The organism is Compostibacter hankyongensis, assembly GCF_039541075.1.
GTDB classification, from domain to species: Bacteria; Bacteroidota; Bacteroidia; order Chitinophagales; family Chitinophagaceae; genus Compostibacter; species Compostibacter hankyongensis.
Window position 1 is genome coordinate 178,888 of the sequence record NZ_BAABFN010000022.1, and the last position, 18,429, is coordinate 197,316.

Annotated in this window: 11 protein-coding genes; 8 read left to right on the forward strand and 3 right to left on the reverse strand. The window is 54.4% G+C overall.

All coding sequences use genetic code 11. From position 1 onward, the window contains the following. Window positions 1-40: 40 nt before the first annotated feature. From ABD851_RS16800 to porV, 7 genes are all read left to right on the forward strand, one after another. Window positions 41-3,265, forward strand: coding sequence for a SusC/RagA family TonB-linked outer membrane protein (locus ABD851_RS16800; RefSeq protein ID WP_344981474.1), 3,225 nt, complete (start codon window positions 41-43; stop codon window positions 3,263-3,265). A gap of 27 nt (window positions 3,266-3,292) precedes the next feature. Beyond that, entirely contained in the window at window positions 3,293-4,807 is a 1,515-nt protein-coding gene (locus ABD851_RS16805; RefSeq protein WP_344981476.1) for a RagB/SusD family nutrient uptake outer membrane protein, read from the forward strand. Window positions 4,808-4,817: 10 nt separating this feature from the next. Further along, a complete protein-coding gene (locus ABD851_RS16810; protein ID WP_344981477.1) occupies window positions 4,818-5,558 on the forward strand; it encodes a hypothetical protein in 741 nt (246 codons plus the stop codon). 103 nt (window positions 5,559-5,661) lie between these two features. Further along, on the forward strand, window positions 5,662-7,254 hold the full coding sequence (locus tag ABD851_RS16815; RefSeq protein WP_344981479.1) for a DUF5008 domain-containing protein: 1,593 nt from the start codon (window positions 5,662-5,664) through the stop codon (window positions 7,252-7,254). A 60-nt stretch (window positions 7,255-7,314) separates the two neighbouring features. Beyond that, complete coding sequence (locus ABD851_RS16820; RefSeq protein ID WP_344981481.1) at window positions 7,315-9,057, forward strand: alkaline phosphatase family protein; 1,743 nt, start codon at window positions 7,315-7,317, stop codon at window positions 9,055-9,057. Window positions 9,058-9,104: 47 nt separating this feature from the next. Beyond that, complete coding sequence (locus ABD851_RS16825) at window positions 9,105-10,985, forward strand: chitobiase/beta-hexosaminidase C-terminal domain-containing protein (RefSeq protein WP_344981483.1); 1,881 nt, start codon at window positions 9,105-9,107, stop codon at window positions 10,983-10,985. Between the two features lie 28 nt (window positions 10,986-11,013). Beyond that, the gene (porV, locus tag ABD851_RS16830) at window positions 11,014-12,195 is read left to right on the forward strand and encodes a type IX secretion system outer membrane channel protein PorV (RefSeq protein ID WP_344981485.1); all 1,182 of its coding nucleotides are present in this window, start codon (window positions 11,014-11,016) and stop codon (window positions 12,193-12,195) included. Window positions 12,196-12,224: 29 nt separating this feature from the next. Here porV and ABD851_RS16835 read toward each other — a convergent pair whose 3' ends face one another. The 3 genes from ABD851_RS16835 to ABD851_RS16845 are packed head-to-tail and all read right to left on the reverse strand — an operon-like array spanning window position 12,225 to window position 16,319. Further along, window positions 12,225-13,181: an alpha/beta hydrolase gene (locus ABD851_RS16835; RefSeq protein ID WP_344981487.1), complete on the reverse strand. Its 957-nt coding sequence runs from the start codon at window positions 13,179-13,181 to the stop codon at window positions 12,225-12,227. A gap of 26 nt (window positions 13,182-13,207) precedes the next feature. Further along, window positions 13,208-15,400, reverse strand: coding sequence for a cation:proton antiporter domain-containing protein (locus tag ABD851_RS16840; RefSeq protein ID WP_344981489.1), 2,193 nt, complete (start codon window positions 15,398-15,400; stop codon window positions 13,208-13,210). A 13-nt stretch (window positions 15,401-15,413) separates the two neighbouring features. Continuing rightward, window positions 15,414-16,319 carry a hypothetical protein gene (locus tag ABD851_RS16845; RefSeq protein WP_344981491.1) on the reverse strand — a complete coding sequence of 302 codons (906 nt, stop codon included), beginning with the start codon at window positions 16,317-16,319 and terminating at the stop codon, window positions 15,414-15,416. Between the two features lie 215 nt (window positions 16,320-16,534). On the opposite strand from ABD851_RS16845, the gene ABD851_RS16850 reads away from it, so the two are divergent. After that, window positions 16,535-18,427: an Nramp family divalent metal transporter gene (locus ABD851_RS16850; RefSeq protein WP_344981493.1), complete on the forward strand. Its 1,893-nt coding sequence runs from the start codon at window positions 16,535-16,537 to the stop codon at window positions 18,425-18,427. The last annotated feature ends 2 nt before the right edge of the window (window positions 18,428-18,429 follow it).

The following is an 18,429-nucleotide window of genomic DNA, read 5'->3' on the forward strand; positions in this document are numbered from 1 at the left end:
TGCAAAAGCATGTTAATGTTAAAAATATAAATATTAACAGATGAAACTGAAGATATCCGCTTCCCAGCCTGTCCCGATAAAACAGGCCGTCTCTCCGGCCGGTTCTTCATGCGGCGCCTTTCGCTATTTCCTGCTGCTGCTCGCTATCCTGCTGACCGGCTCCGCCGCCTATGCCCAGCAGAAGGTCACGCTGAGCGGCGTGGTCCGGGACGGACAAACCAACGAACCCCTGATCGGCGTAGGCATTATGGAAGGTTCGGGAAAAAGCGCCAAAGCCGTCGGCACTACCGATAATTCCGGTAAATTCAGCGCGGAGGTAACGCAGGGATCTACCCTTACCTTTCACTACGTAGGCTTTTCGGATTACCCCATGAAAGTGCGGTCGGCAAAAAGCGGCTTAACCATCCGCCTTTCCGTAAACGAAAACAAGCTAAAGGAAGCGGTGATCGTGGGCTATCAGACCAAGACCCGGGAGCTGACCACCGGCTCTTCTCTCAAAGTCGATGGCAAGGAGCTGCAGGATGTTCCTGTTTCTAACGTAGAACAGCTGCTGCAGGGCAGGGTCTCGGGCTTGAATATCCAGAACAACACCGGCTCGCCCGGCGGGCGGGGCAGCGTGGTCATACGCGGTCTTTCCAATATCGACGTAAAAGGTTCAGGCAGCGATGCCTTTCTCTCGCCGACCTCCCCTTTATATGTTATCGACGGCGTGCCGGTAGAAGCAGACGCCAATTTCGAATACGGCTACCAGTCCTCAGGACCAGGCGTCAGTCCGCTTTCGCTGATCCCACCGGAAGATATCGAAAGCCTTGAGGTATTGAAGGATGCCCAGGCTACGGCGCTGTATGGTTCCCGCGGAGCCTATGGCGTTATCCTGGTTACCACCAAACGGGGCAGCTCCCCTACCCCCCTTGTCCGCTATACCGCCAACTTCTTTATGAACGTTCCTCCGGAGCTGCGGTCCACCATCGGAGGAAGGCTGGAAAGACAGGTCAGAATACAGGATATCCTGCTGAACGGCAGCTATGAAGATATCTTCAATATCTCCAACTCTCCTTTCCTGGCAGACAGCCTTAACCCTTATTATAACAACTCCACCAACTGGCAGGGCATCTTCTACCGGACAACATACAACCAAACGCATAACATCAATATCAGCGGCGGGGACCCCAAGTTCAATTACAAAGTAGACCTGGGATATTACCACGAGAACGGCGTCATCCAGAACACCGGCTTCGACCGCTACTCGATCAATACCAATATGCAGTACCAGCCCAACCCCAAATTGCGGGTCTTCACCACCTTTTCGTCGCAGATCGGCAAAAGGAACATGGGCAGCGGAAACGGACTGCTGCAAAAGGGCGTATCGGCCAACGGACAGGCCTCTTCGCTGCTGCCCGGCCCCTCCTTTTTCCTCAGCACCGCCGGCGTCCTGTCTGCCCTCGAAACGGAGGATGATAACAAGACGCTCACCACCCGCACCAGCCTGGATGTAAACTACCAGATCCTCAAAGGATTCAGCGCTTCCACCAATCTGAGCTACGATTATAGCTCCAACACCCAGGACCGCTTTACCCCCGCTGCCGCGCACAACGATTTTTCACAGGTATATGGCTACTCAGATCGTAACTATACCCTTTACAACCGCAACAGTCTGTCTTATTTCTACAGCATCCGTGAAAAGCACAATTTCACCCTCACGGCATTCAACGAGTTTTATAACCGGGGCTTTCAGGCCCAAGTTATCCAACAGGAGAAAACGCCCAACGACCAGTATCGCGGCCCCCTGGGATACGACGCTTATTATTCCCGGGGCGGCGGTCTGCTGGATAACTACAGCCGCGGTCATACCGCTTCCTTCTCGGGAATGTTCAGCTACAATTACCAGCAAAAATATGTACTGGATGCCAGCTATCGGATAGACGGATCATCGGCAAGCGGCTTCGAGGATCCTTACTCGAAGAATCCGTCCATCGGGCTGCGGTGGAATTTCAGCAAGGAAAATCTCTTTACGGACAGCAAATGGCTTTCCTACGGCTCCCTGCGGGGCAGCTGGGGGCAAAACATCGTACCCTCGGGTGATATTTTTTCCATATACGGACAGTACGATCCGCGCGGAACCTACAACAACAATCCACGCATCGGCATCAACTTCGACAAGCTTCCCAATCCTTACCTCAAGCCCACTACCACCACCCAATGGAACGGCGGCTTTGAAGGCGGGTTCTTGGACAGCCGTATCGAAGTGATCTTTGATATCTATTACAAGCAGGTGAAGAACATGCTGCGGTCCAAGCCGGTCTCTAATATCACCGGTTTTAACAGTATCAATTCCAACGAAACCGCTATGGCCGATTACGGGTACGAGCTTACACTGACATTCAGACCGACACCCAAGATCAGCGCCGTACAATGGACCATTTCGGTAAACGGCGCCTTTAACAGGGATATCCTCACCCACCTGCCCAACGGAGCCCGGCAGCTCATCGAATGGGACGCCACAGAAAACCAGAGCATCCTTTACCGCGTGGGCAGGAACGCATTGACCAATTACCTTTTCAAAACCCTGGGCGTATTTTCCACGACCGCAGACGTTCCGGTAGACCCCGCCAGCGGCTTGCGCTACCGGAAAGACGGAGGAGACTATTTCCAGCAGGGAGACCCCTACTGGAAAGATGTGGATGGAAACTATATCATGGATAACAACGACTACACCGCAGCCGGGAATTCACAACCCCTGATCACCGGCGGGCTGCAGTCTTATCTGAACTACAAAGACTTTTCCCTGAACATCAGCGCCTCCTATACCGCCCTGCGGGACATTCTCAACAATACTCTTGCAGAACGTCTGCGCTATCTGAGCGATCCCTTCGGCACGGCCTCCACCGTGGGTCCGAGGACCATCGTGGGGCTGAACGACGTGGACGTATGGAGCGGACCGGGCAGCGTCGCCACCTATCCCAATCCATTTGATTATGCCCGTTACGGAGGCGTGCTTCCCTACCGGGCAGACCAGACCTTGTTCCAGGAAGATGGTTCCTATTTCAAGATCAACACGGTGACCCTGGCCTACCTGCTCAGCAAAAAGCTGACCCAGCGGGCCGGGATCAATACGATCCGTTTTTACCTGACCTGTAACAACGTATATACCTTTTCAAACTACAGCGGTCCCAACCCTGAAAACGTGAGCGCCCTCGGGCGGGATCAGTCCGGCGGATATCCGATACCCAGGAGCTGGACTTTCGGACTGAATGTGGAATTTTAACAACAACCATCCTCAAACCGAACCGATATGAACCGGATCCTTATTTGCCTGCTGTCGATATTGCTGTTTACCGGCTGCAAGAAATTTTTGGATGTCAGACCGCTCGACCGCCTTTCGGGAAATGCTTTTTTCCAAAACAAGGAAGATGTGGAAAGCGCCGTATGGGATATGTACGGTCTGATGAGAGACAAGCTGGGATCATGCCCCTTCCTACCCGCTTCGGGAGATATGCGCTCCGGCATGCTGCGAAAATCCGCCGAGATGGGCACCTCCCGGATCTATTTCGACTACATCTCGACCAATGATCTCCTCACGCTCCTCACCTCAACCTCCGGAGATGTAATGGAAGGAACGTTTCACTGGCACAACCTTACCACCTGGGACGGCTTTTACCATGCCATACAGGCCGCCAACATAATCTATTATGAGGTAGGACGCAGGGAAATACCCGGCGTTTCAGCCGCCGATGTGAAACAATACCAGGCCGAAGCGGTCTTTATGCGCAGCCTGGCCTATTTTATCATGATCCGGGTGTGGGGCGACGTGCCGTATTACACGGACGCCTACCATGAGGACCCGCTGCCAAGAGAACCCATGGTAGATGTGGCCAACAAGTGCATCGCCGATCTGGATAAGGTCAAGGACGATCTTCCCTGGGTATATGCCGACCCCGCCTATACCGGCGTACGGGCCGGCAGAGCGGCGATCAGGGCGCTGATGATGCAGCTGAACATGTGGAATGCTGGATTCGACAAGGCCCATGCAAAAGATTACTATACCCGGACGGCCGCGTTGGGAGAAGAGGTGGTAAAAAGCGGACAATTTGAGCTGCTGCCGATAGAAGACTTCAATACCCTCTTTAAAGGCCGTACCAAGGAAAGTATTTTCGAGATCGTGCAAAACTCCAATTACGGAGAGATCATTATGTATCAGACCTTCTCCGACATGGTGCTGCATTTTCCCTACAAGCGCCCGGCATCCACCCATCATTACAGCTTCAGCTATTTCTATTCGGAGTTCCTGCAGCAGCTGTACCCTTCAGGGCTGCCTGATGCCAGGATAGATTTCTGGTTCGACAAAGACATGCTCTCTAATGACGGTAACTTCCAGTTCCTGAAGTTCACCAATATATACGCGGTCAGCGATAACGAGGATGTAAACCCCGATGAAGACCAGATCATTTTCCGGTATGCCGGACTGCTGCTGCTCCGTGCAGAAGCGCTGGCCGAAATCGGGCAAAACGAAGAGGCCATCCGGATGCTCAACATGGTCAGGAGCAGGGCCAAGGCCCTTCCCTTCACCGATGGCGGCAATACCCAGGCGCTGAAGGACGCCATCTTTGCAGAAAGGGCCAAAGAGCTGATGGGCGAAGGACAGTATTACTATGACCTCATCCGCACAGGACGCGTCATGCAATCGCAATGGTGCGCCAATTCCCTGACCCAGGCCCAGTTTAATGCAAGGGCCTGGACCTGGCCCCTGGATGCTTCTGTGCTGAATCAGAATCCCTATATGCAGCTCAACAATTATTGGGTAAGATAAAACGTACGCTATGTGTTTTTCAAAAACGGTACAGGTAAAAATGATCTGCTGTGTGGCGGCGGCCGCCCTGGCACTGTCTGCCTGTCAGAAAGAAGAAGATTATTATCATGATTCGGGATTGCACAACCCCTATTTCGAAGGCTCTGTGCTGGATTATCTGGACGCCCAGCCCTTTTATTTCGATACCGTATCGTTGATCGTGCGGCTGTCGGGCATGGAAGATGTGTTCAAAAACGATTCTGTTACCTTTTTTGCGCCCACGGACCGCAGCGTCGAAAGACTGATCAGGAATACTAACAATTATCTATACCTACTGGGGTACGATACGGTCCGGACACTGGGAGACGTCCCGCAGGGCATATGGAGAAAATACCTCACCCTCTACCTGTTCCACGGCGCCAACCAGCTGAAGGATTATCCCCAGATCGATTACGACCTGATACCGACCTACCCGGGGCAGGGCTACCTCTCCTGGGACGGGCAGCCCATGAACATCGGGGTCATTTACAATGACGACAACGGAGTGAAATATGTTGGCTACCGGCAGCTGACCATCGATTATATACCGGATACAGGCCATCCCCGCGACAACTGGATCGTAGGATACGTAGCGTCTTCCAATATCCTCACGGATAACGGGACAGTGCATGTGCTCAGCGACGAGCACCTGTTTTTCGGATTTGATATCGACCAGTTCGTCAGTGATATGCAGGCTTATATCTCTTCACAGGGTATTAAGGAAACTCCCTGATGCCCGGCAGTGAGCGCAAATTATTGGGAGACGCTAATATGGGATCCGCCTAAGGCGGATGACCGTCAGAAAAACAAATATTAATGGGTGAAAAATGATCCGCATGAACCGCACGATTAAAACAGGGTTTCTGCTCTTTGCCTGTACCGGCATCATTTGGGGATGCCGGAAAGATAAACAGCAGTTCGAAGATCCTTACGGGGGCGGTAAGCCCCCCCTGGGCATCCAGCTCAGTACGGACCTGCCTTCCCCCGCTACGGGAGGCATCGGTACCATGGTCACCTTCCGGGCTACAGGCCTCTCGCATTACAAGGACTCGCTCCATTTTTACCTGAACGGCGAAACGGCAGACGTGATGCAGGTGGACAGCGGCAGCATCAAGGTAAAAGTACCTGAAACGGCCAGCACGGGGGTCGGATATATCACGGTAGGCGACCAGATCTTTTTCGGCCCGATCTTCAGGGTACAAGGCAAGCTGGCCGTAGACAACAGCTTCAAGGCAAAGGTAGGCGCCAACAATTCCATCAACGATGTGCTGCCGCTACCCGACGGCCGGCTTGTATTGGTGGGAAGCTTTTCCGACTTCGAACACAAGGGAGCCGTAAAGCCGCTGAACCGCATTGTCATGACCTCCAGGGACGGTGAGGTAGACCGCTCCCTGCGCTCGGGAGATGCTGCCGACGGATATCTGAACAGTATCGCCACGCTCACTAACCGGAAGATGGTGATCGCCGGAGCCTTTGCCTCTTTCGACTCCCACCGCGGAGAAATTCATAACATCACCCTGCTGAACAGCAACGGCTCCCTGGACACCACCGTTGTGCGTACCCCGCTGAGCCGGGATACCGTCCCCCTCTTCAACGGCGGCACCGACGGGACCATCCAGAAGATCTTTGTGCGGAACAATATGATTACCGCAATCGGGAACTTCAATTATTATCTCCAGTTTGTGTATAATAAAGCCAATTACCAGGGCACCCGCGACTCGCTGGTCACCGACAGCATCTCCGTCCGTAACCTGGTCCGCTTTTTCCCGGACGGCGCGCTGGACTCTTCCTTCAACTACGACTTTCAGCGTCAACGCGGAAAGCAAGGCCCCAACGGCCCCATCACCGACGGCTTCATGCAAAGCGACGGCAAGCTGATCATTGTCGGCCGCTTCACGAAGTACAACGGCGAAAATGCCAACAACATCGCGAGGTTAAACGAAGACGGATCGCTGGACAGGACCTTCAAAGTCGGTACCGGGACGGACGACGTTATCGCCACGATCAAATACAACCCCTCCACAGCGCGCTTTATACTTGCCGGCGGATTCGAGCATTTCAACGGGGTCCCTTCCAGCGGTCTGGTGATGCTGCATAAAGACGGTACGATGGATCCCACTTTCAAACCGGCCAAAAAAGGCAACAGCGATATTTATGTTTCTGCCCAGCAGCTATCCAACGGTTACAGCATTATCAGTGGATTTTTCAAAAAATATGACGGGATACACCGGGGCAACTTAATGGTATTGGACAGCAAGGGTCAGCTGGCTAAAGGATATAACACAACCGGAGATTTCCAGGGAGTGGTCAATTATATGCTGGAGACCAGAAACTCTTCCGGAGAAATACAGGTCCTTATCGCCGGCGGGTTCTACAAATTTGACGAGCAGGAAATGGGCAATATCATGCGGCTGGTATTCAAAGAATGAGATTCGCCCAACCATTGCCATTCACATTTCATCAGGACGACCAAATACTCACTTATGCATATGCACCACAAGGTTTGGAAAGCGCTGTACGGTCTTGCCGCGCTGTTGTTCGCAGCATTGGCCTGCAATAAAGGCTTTGACAGGATACTGGAAAAAAGGGATTATACCGATACAACCAGCTCGGCGGCGCGTACTCCGAAAGTACTCTATATCGTAGTAGACGGCGCCCGGGGCCAATCGGTCCGGGATGCCAAACCGCCCACCTTGCTCCAGCTGAACGAGCATGCCATCTATTCCTGGTATTCCATCACCGATACCCTTACCCTGGATGCTACCGGGTGGGCGGACCTGCTTACGGGTGTGCATAAGGAAAAACACCAGGTGCTCAGTAATGACTTTTCAGGCAATAAACTCGATACCTATCCGGTATTCTTCCGGTACATCAAGGATCGCAAACCGGAGTTCCGGATCGCGGCTTTCAGCAGCTCAAACGATCTGGGCAACAGGCTCATCACGGATGCGGATGTCAACAGGACATTCGGAGGAAACGATGCGGCAGCGCAGGCGGCGGCCCTCAACGAGCTGAAGCTGGATAGCGCAGGACTGGTCTTTCTGCAATTCAAGGATGTGGATCAGGCCGGCGCCAGATACGGCTACGACGTTTCCGTGCCCCAATACAAAGCTGCTATCCTGAAGGTAGACGGCTATATCGGGAAACTGATGGAAGCCTTAAGGGCACGGAAGAATTTTTCCGGCGAGGATTGGCTGGTCGTGATCACCGCCAACCACGGAGGCCCCTTCCCCGTCGACCCTGCCAAGGACGACCATACCATCCTCAGCGATCCCCGCGTGAACGGATTCACCATTTATTACTCGCCTGTTTATGAACCTTCGATGATCGACAAACCTTATACCGGCAACCGGTATGCCGGGCAGGCGGTGCGGCTGCACGACCGCGATGCCAACGCGGTGAACGCCGTTGTCCCGGACGACGGCGGAGATTACAACTTCGGAGATACGACTTCCTTCACGGTGGAATTCAAGGTAAAAGTCAACCCGGGACCCAAAGGGGACTATACCTATACCTACCCCTCTATCCTGGGCAAAAGGGAATCCTTTGACCCTGGCAAACCCGGCTGGGTCATGTTCCTCGAACAACATTACTGGATGATCAACTTCGGCCAGGTAGGGAAAGGGAACATACAGGTAAAGGGAGCGGACATCAGCGACGGCACCTGGCATGATATCGCCGCTGTTATCCTTAACCGAAAAGACGGAGCCGGAATTCTTCACCGCTATGCCCGGACCTATACCAACGGGGTGTTCAACAACGAAGGGGAGATCACGGCGCAAGGCAATATCAATACCATGACGCCGCTAACGATGGGCTTTCTTCCCGGCTCTGTCAACGAGCCCGCAGATGTATATATGAGCGAAGTCAAAATCTGGCGCGCTGTGTTACCCGACAGTACGATCAGCGCCCATGCCTGTGAAACGGAGCTGTCATCGGACCACCCCTATAATGATTATCTTATCGGCTACTGGCCCTGCACCGACGGATTCGGGGGACAATTCACCGACAACGGGCCCCTGCAGCACAGCTTCAGCCTCCGGGGCGCTTACCAGTGGGAAGATTATAACGATCTGGTATGCCCGCCTTCGTCCAGCGACCTGGCTACCCTGGCTCCGCAACCGACAGATATTGCCCGGCAGATCCTCAACTGGCTCAAAGTAATTACAGATACCAAGTGGGACCTGGACGGGCGGGTATGGACCACAGATTATACCAACCTCGCCCATTAATCGGAAACCATGCCCCGTCTTTCTTTTCAACGCCAAACTGTTTTGAAATGAAGCACCTCATACGGCTTTTGTCCTTTGCGTTCCTGTTGTTCCATATCCCTGCCCGGAGCAGCCTGGCCCGTCCGCTCAGTCCTGCATTAAAAGTTCCTGTCGCCTCAGCCGGACCGGGAGACTCCACACATGGGCTTATCGGAAGCTATTACACTTATACGGATGCCAATAATGCCTTCGCGGCTTCTCCTTTGATGGTCAGAATAGACTCTACCGTGAAATTCAACTGGGGCACCACCTCCGGGCCCTTTACAAGCCATCCGGAGATAATCGATAATTTCTCCATACGCTGGGTAGGCCTTATCGAAGCGCCGGTCTCCGGCGAGTACACGTTTTATACCAATACCGACGACGGCAGCCGGATATGGATCAACGGACAATCGGTCATCGATTACTGGACCACCTGCTGTTCGGAGCATTCCGGTAAGATCACCCTGGAAGCCGGGAGAAAATATCCTATCATCTGGGAGTTTCATGAAGGAGGAGGCGGCGCCAATGCCCTGTTCTTTGACTGGGCGGCCCCCGGCATCGGCCGGCAGGCCGTGCCTTCCCGCTACCTGTATGCCCTGGAGCCCCAAACTGCCGGCAAGCCGCAGATAAGCCCGCCGGGAGGACTGTACGAGGACAGCGTAGTGGTAAAGATCAGCACCGCGACCCCAAATGCCGAGATCCGCTACACGACAGACGGAAGCGCACCCACCACTAACGCGCTTCTGTATAAGGATTCTATTATTTTAAATGAATACAAGACAACCCAGATCCGCGCCAAAACATTTGCCGACGGCATGTTCGCCTCCGAGGAGGTGAGCAGCGCTTATAACGTAGTGCTGCCTATCGTGGAAGCGCCGGAGTTTACGCCTCCGGGAGGCGTCTATGACAGTTCCCTGAAAGTGACAATCACCAGCGGGGAACAGGGGGCGGTCATCCATTATACCCTGGACGGCACCGACCCCAACGAGGGTTCTCCCGTATATACCGCACCGGTAGTGATTGACAGCACGCTTCGCGTCAGGGCTTTCGCGGTAAAGGAAGGGATGACGCCTTCGACCATCAGCTCGGCCACCTATACCCTGATCGACCCGCAGGTGGCAGCCCCAGAATTCAGCGTGGAGGAAGGCACTTATGAAACCGCCCAAAAGGTGGCCATCACCAGCGATACAAAGAACGCGGTGATCCATTATACCCTGGACGGATCCGAGCCGGACCAGGAGTCACCGGTCTACAAGGATCCGCTTCTTATTGATACCACTACCACGATCTACGCCTATGCGGAAAAAGGCTCGACCAAGCCTTCCACCGTCAGCTCGGCCACTTATACGATCCTGAAGAAGAGCGGCACGGTAGCCAGTCCTGAATTCAGCGTCCCTGCCGGCACCTACGATGCTCCCCAGAAGGTCGGCGTCACCTGCGCAACGGAAGGGGCCACCATTTACTACGAGCTGGATGGCAGCGATCCCGACTTCAGATCGCCGGTCTACTTTTCTCCGCTGCAGATCAGCACCAGCACGACCCTCAAGGTATATGCGGAAAAAGAAGGCATGCGGCCCTCGGCAATCAACGCTGCCGTATATACGATCAACCTGCCGCCGCCAACCGGTAATCCGTTGCCGGAAGACATGCCGCCTCCCGCCCTGAAGATCACCCCCAACCCGGCCAGCGACGTGGTGCGGATCAGCTGGAGCAATATGGTATACACCCTGAAGGGAACGCGCCTGATCGTTACAGACACCCGCGGGGCCGTGGTGCACGATGCGCTGGTAAAAGGAGGCTACACTTATCACGAATTTTCAGTAGCACGGCTGGCCGGCGGCGTATATTATGTAAAGGCCTGGTCGGGGCAAACGGTAGCCAAGGGAAAATTTATTGTCAGCAAATAATGATATTAAAAAAGATAAATACCGACAGATGAAAAAAATATTCGTCATCCTTTTGGGAAGTGCCGGGCTGCTGTCCGTTACTGCCGGCGCCGTCCGGGCACAGATGACCTACGGTGCTGTCGACGGGCGGGTAAATACCGTGAATACCGCCGTTCCTTTCCTGCGTATTGTTCCCGACGCCCGCAGCGGGGCGATGGGCGATGCAGGTCTCGCGCTTTCAGCCGATGCGACAGCCGTATTTCATAACCTGGCTAAGCTGCCCTTTGCAGAAAAAGGTGCAGGGGCTACGGTGACGTATACCCCCTGGCTCCGGGAGATGGCAGACGACGTTTTCCTCGCCGCCATAGGCGGCTACCGGAAGCTGGACGAGCGCCAGGCTATAGGGGCTTCGCTGCGCTACTTTGATATGGGAGATATACAGCTGACAGATTTCGAAGGCACGGACCTGGCCCGTTCCCATCCCCGTGAATTTGCCGTGGATGCAGGATATGCGCTGAAATTAGACGATGGTTTTTCGATGGGCATCGCTCTACGGTATATTCATTCCCGTCTGGCCAACGGCGGAAAAGCGGACGGGAGCAGCTATAAGGCCGGCACGGCTGTGGCAGGAGACATCTCCGCCTTTTATACCAAGAATGTCAGCTATGGCGGGAAACAAGGCGGCATATGGAGCTTCGGCGCGGCCATTACCAACCTGGGCTCCAGAATATCCTATACCCAGGATTCCGGCGATAAGGATTTTCTCCCGGCCAACCTGGGGATCGGCGCGGCCTACACCCATCTCATTGACGAGCGCAACAAGATCACCCTCACACTGGACATCAACAAATTAATGGCGCCTACGCCGGATACCGCGGATGCCGACCGGAACAATATACCGGATTACCGGGAAAAGGGAACGGTGGGCGCGCTTTTCAGCTCCTTCGGAGATGCCCCCGGAGGGATAAAGGAAGAGCTTCATGAGCTCATGTATTCTGTCGGTGCGGAATACTGGTACAATAGCCTGTTCGCCATCCGGGCCGGCTATTTCAACGAGCACAGGACCAAGGGCAATCGCAAGTTCCTGTCGCTGGGCATAGGATTGAAATATGACCGGTTCGGACTCGATTTTTCTTATCTGGTCCCTTCCGGAAGCGGCGTACAACAAAACCCCCTTTCCAATACCCTGCGTTTGTCTCTGCAGGCCGATCTGGACGGTCTGGGTAAATAACCTGCATACGTCGCTTTATCCGCGGCCGATCAGCGTATCCATTTATTGCTCTTCATCCAGTATATGCAGCTGTTGAACCATTCGTCAAACGGGGGAGCGGTAATGAACCCGTGCTCTCCCTTTTCATAGAGGTGCAGCTCGGCGGGCACTCCGCTGTGGTGCAGGGCCTCGTAGAAGTAAAGACTGTTCTGGGAAAGCACCACCTTATCATCCACCGCATGGGCCAGGAAGGTAGGCGGCGTATGCGCATCCACCTGCAGCTCATTGGAAAAAAGCCGGATCTGCTCCGGAGAGGGGTGGGCGCCGAGCAGGTTATCCCTGGAGCCGACATGGCCTATGCTGTCCGTGAAGCTGATCACAGGATAGATCAGCAGCATAAAATCCGGGCGCAGGCTGGTGCCGTTTTTATTTTCAATATAGGCGTGACCGAAATGAGTGCCGGCCGAGGAGGCCAGGTGGCCGCCGGCGGAGAATCCCATGATGCCGATACGATGCGGATCCAGCTTCCACTGCGCTGCTTTTTCACGAACCGTTTTTATGGCCTGCTGCGCATCCTGGAGGGGACCGATGCTCTTATCCTGCAGGGTACGATCGCTCGGCAGCCGGTACTTCAAAATAAAGGCAGCCACCCCCACCTTGTTGAACGCCCTGGCGATACGGATACCTTCCCAGGAATACATCAGGGCATGGTAGCCGCCGCCGGGACATATGATCACGGACGCTCCGCTGGCCGTATTCGCCGGCGGGAAATAGGCGGTGAGCGTAGGCACGGATACCTCGGTAAGCACGGTATCCAGCTCCTTGTTTATCGTAACCTGTTGTTTATCCGCAACGGGCCGGGCATTGGGGATGCTGCCGGAATACAGGGGCAGCACCTGCTGGGCCTGACAAAACGCGGCGCAAAAGAAAAAGGCAAAGAAAAAAAGCAGAGAACGGATCATGGTTTTTTCAGTTTTCAGAAGAATAAAGATAGCAGATTTTGCCATGCTTGTCCGGTTTGTGAAATACAACATTATCCGGCGGATGGGGAGTCTGTATCGCCGCCGGGATCCTCTTTGTCCTGGCGGGGACCGCCGCGGAACATCTTCTTCACCGCCCTGCCCAGCTTGCTGATGTTTTCGATCTGCTCCTGGATGGGCGCCAGCGTAAGGTCTTCGCCCTGCAGGCCGGATTCCTTTACCTCAACCATGTTTTGTTCGGGGTAGATCAGGATAAAATTATTTTCGCGGAAATGGCGGTTGAGCTTTACGGGAATATTATCGAGGAAGGTATGATAAGAAAGGGTACCCTTCCGGGCGCTTATGATGATCAGCAGGTCATGCCGGCTTACGGACCTCGATATTACCAGGAAATCTTCCAGGTCGTCGAATACCCGGAACTGCACCTGCACGGGATTCTTGCTCCGGCCAAGCTCGCGCATGAAGGCATCCTGCGTTTTTTTACCGGTACACAAAAGAATGTCCGCGCCTGCCTGCCTGGAAAGCGCTTCCACCTTCCGTATGCAGTGAGCGAATCCTATTTCGTACTCGGCGTTTCCCGGAATGATAAGCACCACTTTACGGGTAGTGTTCAGCGGATAAAGAAAGCGGCTGACATAAATATTCTGCCAGTTGTTCAGCAACAGGCTACCCAGCTTGGTGCCGAACAAGCGGTCGGTGGTGCTGATCCGCGAGCTCCAGCCCATGATCAGATCGGTTGCCGTAACTTCCTTGGCGGCGCGGGTAATACCGCTGACCACATTGAGGTCCACCCGGGTGATGATCTGTACCGGGCTGTCGGTGGCCGAGGCATGCTTGATCACCTTTTCCAGCATCTTATTGCTCAGCAGGACCTTCTCGCCGGCCTCCTCATCGTCTTTTACAATGCTGAGGGCATAGATCGGTGTGCGCTGGCGGGGGTCTTTCAGCATAATGGCAAAGTCCATCAGCTGCTCGATGGTTTCGGGATTCGAGATCGGCACCAGGATGTTTTCCCGGCTTTCTTCCATTTCAGGAAGAGCCTGGCTTTCCACAATGGCCAGCTTGCGGCCTGCGTTTTCGGTGATGAAGGAAGATACCAGACAGGTGATCAGGATCAGGATAACTGTACCGTTTAAGATCGTTTCATTGACAATGCCCATTTCAAAACCCACCAGGATAACGGCCAGGGTAGCCGCGGCGCGGGAGCTGGTAAGCCCGAACAACAATCTGCGCTGCACCATGCTATAACCGTATATCTTCTGTACGATCAGGGCAGCCAGCCATTTCCCCAGGAAGGCAATCACCAAGAGCACACCGGCCAGTACCAGTATGCCGGAGCCATGGAGAAATACCCGGAGGTCTACCCGCATCCCTACACTCAGCAGGAAAAAGGGAATAAACAACGTATTGCCCACAAAATCGATCCGGTTCATCAGCGGGGAGGTATGCGGGATAAGACGGTTCAGCGCCAGGCCGGCCATAAACGCGCCGATGATAGCCTCCACCCCAGCCAGCTTGGCCAGCATACCAGCCAGGAACACCATCGCCAGGACAAAAATATAATGAGTGGTGTTATCCGCTTTAATGTTCCTGAAAAACCATCTGGCGATCAGGGGGAATAATAAAAACACGATCAGCACAAACACTACTATGGAAATCCCCAACCTGAGCCAGAACGCCTGGTTCAGCGTACCCCTGGCCGCCCCGGTGATGACCGCCAGTATGAGCAGCACCAGGGTATCCGTAATGATGGTCCCCCCTACCGCAATGGTGACGACCTGATTTTTGGTAATGCCCAATCTGCTTGCAATAGGATAGGACACGAGCGTATGCGTGGCAAACATGCTGGAGATAAGTACGGAAGGTACCCATCCGAAATGCAGAAGGTAATGACATACGGGAACGCCCATCCCAAAAGGAAGGATAAAGGTACACAATCCGAACACCGCGCTGCGCCCGCGATTTTTTAAAAACTCGTTCATCTCCAGGTCCAGCCCGGCGAGGAACATGATGTACAGGAGTCCCACCATGCCGAACAGCTCTATACTGCTATCGTAACGCAGCACATTAAGGCCATACGGCCCGATGATCACGCCGGCAATGATCAGCCCGATAATGCTGGGGATACGGAATTTCCGGAGGATAATGGGGGCCAGCAGGATAATAAACAGCACGATCGAAAAGATCAGCACCGGATCCTTCAGCGGCAGGCTCAGGTCAATGGATAACAGTAACGACTTCATCATAGAACACTTACGCTTATTTTTTCTTTGTAAATGTTCCGTCAAAAAAACAACGGATATCGCGATAGGCGCCGCAGCCCCCGATCTCTTTCAGCCCAACGCGCGAAGCAGAGAAGGTAAAACGAAGCCCGCAGGGACCATCCTCCTCCTTAAACTCACCCAGGCCCGGCCGCACAAAATGCCCCGTACCGCTGATCTCCCCCTTACAGTCGCCGTTTTTATTAAAGTATATAAAAAAACGAAAGCTTTTGGCATCCGCGCCGTCGCGTATGGAAACGAGGCCGGTTTTTCCCAAAAGGTAATCGGCGGAATACTTGTGCTTCCGGGGCAGCGTATCGATGGGATTGATCTGGTCGGCTGTCAGTGACTGGGCATTGTTGGTAAGGATAAGGGTGAAGGTCCCATCCGGGTTCACCATATATACATCCTCACCCGGGTTGCGCGCACTGCCCGGCTTTGAGATATTCAGGTAAAGCAATAATTTCTGATCTATCCGGAAGCCCTGCCTGATCTTCGGATCCGACCGGCCGATAATCCGGGCATCCGAAAAACGGCCTTTTTTGTCAAAAACACACAGGTATACCGCTCTTATACGGGGATTAACAGCCTTCAGCAGAAGAAAATGCTGCCGGCTTTCGCTTTGCAGGCGCCCCAGCGGATAATAATGCGTTTTGACTTTTTTTATCGTCACCTCCTTCAGCATGCTGTCCGGTACAAAAGCAGAAAGATCCTCCGGCTCAAGTTCGGGAACGCGCGGTTTAGCCGCCAGGGAATCCGCGGGGTATTGAAAAGGAGTTTCCAGCTCGGGAAACAGGCTTTGGAGGTCGTTGAAAGAATGCAACCCCTTTCCGCCGCGCTGCCCGCCGCTCCGGCAGGCGGTCAATAAAACGGCTATTGCCAGTATTCCTGCTATTCGTTTCACCTGAATCATTTAAACGGTTAAAAGAACACGACCCGAAATGTTTTCCCGCCGCCCGTTTTCCCCGGCAATGTTAACAAAAAACGGCAGGAAAGTCAGAAAACGATTTCTTAATTTTTGAAAAACACCGCCCGGCCGCCTGATCGGGCCTGGCCGACCACAAAATATGGTTAGTTAAAAATTTTTTATTAGATTTGCCTAATAATTGACCCGCTTACTTGGATACACATCGTACAAAGACCGCACATCCGGGTTTATCCCTGAACGAGATTCATGGCTCGGTAGATACCACCGTCAACGGAAGCCGTTGGAAACGGGTGCTGGCTTTTATCGGACCGGCTTATCTGGTAAGCGTGGGATATATGGACCCGGGCAACTGGGCGACCGACCTGGCGGGAGGCAGCCGTTACGGCTATACGTTGCTCTGGGTGCTGCTGATGAGTAACCTCATGGCCTTGCTGCTGCAAAGTCTCAGCGCCCGCCTGGGCCTGGTGCGGGGGCGGGACCTGGCCCAGGCCAACCGCGAAACCTATCCTCCCGTAACCAATTTTATATTATATCTGCTGGCAGAGGTAGCCATCGCGGCCTGCGACCTGGCAGAAGTGTTGGGTATGGCCATCGGGCTCAACCTGCTGTTTGGGCTGCCCCTGATCTGGGGGGTGCTGATTACCTTCCTGGACACCCTGCTGCTGCTGTATCTCCAAAAGCTGGGGATGCGCAAGATGGAGCTCTTTATCATCAGTCTTATTGCCGTTATCGGATGCTGCTTCCTGGTGGAGCTGTTCCTGGCCCGGCCCCGGCCCGGGGAAGTGATCTCGGGTCTTTTGCCCAGCATCCCGGATGCGGAAGCCCTGTATATCGCCATCGGCATCATCGGCGCCACGGTGATGCCGCATAACCTCTACTTGCATTCGGCGCTGGTGCAGACCCGCAAGATCAAAAAAGACGAAGCCTCGCTGCGGAGGGCCATACGGCTGAATGTGGCGGACAGCGCGATCGCATTGAACCTCGCTTTTTTTGTCAATGCCGCCATCCTCGTGCTGGCGGCGGCCGTATTTTACAAAAGCGGTCATACCGGTATCGCCGAGCTCGGGGATGCCCATCAACTGCTGGAACCGCTGCTGGGCAGCGCCTGGGCGCCCCGTCTTTTTGCTGTAGCCCTCATCGTGGCAGGACAAAGCTCTACCGTTACCGGCACCCTGGCGGGTCAGATCGTGATGGAAGGCTATCTCAGGCTGCGCATCAACCCGGCGCTGCGCCGCATGATCACCCGTCTGCTGGCCATCATTCCGGCGGTGCTCACCATCCTGATCGCCGGGGAACAGCAGGTCGGGTCGTTGCTCATCTTCAGCCAGGTGCTGCTGAGCCTGCAGCTGGGCTTTGCCATTATCCCGCTTATTCATTTTGTCAGCGATAAGCCTACTATGGGAAAGTTTGCCATCCGGCCCCTGACCCGCATCCTGGCCTGGCTGATCACCGCCATCCTGGTTTATCTGAACCTGCGCATGGTCTACGGAACAGTGGCCGGGCAGCTGTTTGCCGCCGGCCACTGGGGCAGCAAGCTGCTTATCGCAGGCGCGGCCATACTTTTTCTGGTCTTGCTGCTGGTCACCTTCTGGTACCCGCTGCTCTCCAAACGGAAAACCGGGGGAGACACGCGTATCCACCCGGAGCATCTCCAGCTGGGGGATTTTGTACAGCCAGTGTACGACCGCATCGCCATAGCATTGGATTTCAGCCGGAATGATGAAAAAACCATTTCCGCCGCCGTGGCCCAGGGCCATGCCGGCACGCACTATCTGCTGATTCATGTGGTGGAAAGCGCTTCCGCACGGATGATGGAACAGGAAAGCGCCGATTATGAGTCCCAGCACGACCGGCAGCAGCTGGACACCTATGTCAGATTGCTGGCTGAGCGCGGTCAGCGGGCAACGGGCTTCCTGGCGCACCACGGCCGCAGCCGCTCCATCGTCAGGATCGTCCGGGAACAACACGCCGACCTGCTGGTCATGGGCGGGCACGGGCACCGCGGATTCAAGGACTGGCTCTACGGAGAAACGGCCAGCCAGGTGGCACATGCCGTAAAAGTGCCGGTGCTGATCGTAAAATAAAG

Bases quoted from the DNA above. Each gene is read 5' to 3' on its own strand.
- ABD851_RS16800 (WP_344981474.1), top strand. From the start codon at position 41: ATGAAACTGAAGATATCCGCTTCCCAGCCTGTCCCGATAAAACAGGCC.
- ABD851_RS16805 (WP_344981476.1), top strand. From the start codon at position 3,293: ATGAACCGGATCCTTATTTGCCTGCTGTCGATATTGCTGTTTACCGGC.
- porV (WP_344981485.1), top strand. From the start codon at position 11,014: ATGAAAAAAATATTCGTCATCCTTTTGGGAAGTGCCGGGCTGCTGTCC.
- ABD851_RS16810 (WP_344981477.1), top strand. From the start codon at position 4,818: ATGTGTTTTTCAAAAACGGTACAGGTAAAAATGATCTGCTGTGTGGCG.
- ABD851_RS16820 (WP_344981481.1), top strand. From the start codon at position 7,315: ATGCACCACAAGGTTTGGAAAGCGCTGTACGGTCTTGCCGCGCTGTTG.
- ABD851_RS16840 (WP_344981489.1), bottom strand. From the start codon at position 15,400: ATGATGAAGTCGTTACTGTTATCCATTGACCTGAGCCTGCCGCTGAAG.
- ABD851_RS16815 (WP_344981479.1), top strand. From the start codon at position 5,662: ATGAACCGCACGATTAAAACAGGGTTTCTGCTCTTTGCCTGTACCGGC.
- ABD851_RS16835 (WP_344981487.1), bottom strand. From the start codon at position 13,181: ATGGCAAAATCTGCTATCTTTATTCTTCTGAAAACTGAAAAAACCATG.
- ABD851_RS16825 (WP_344981483.1), top strand. From the start codon at position 9,105: ATGAAGCACCTCATACGGCTTTTGTCCTTTGCGTTCCTGTTGTTCCAT.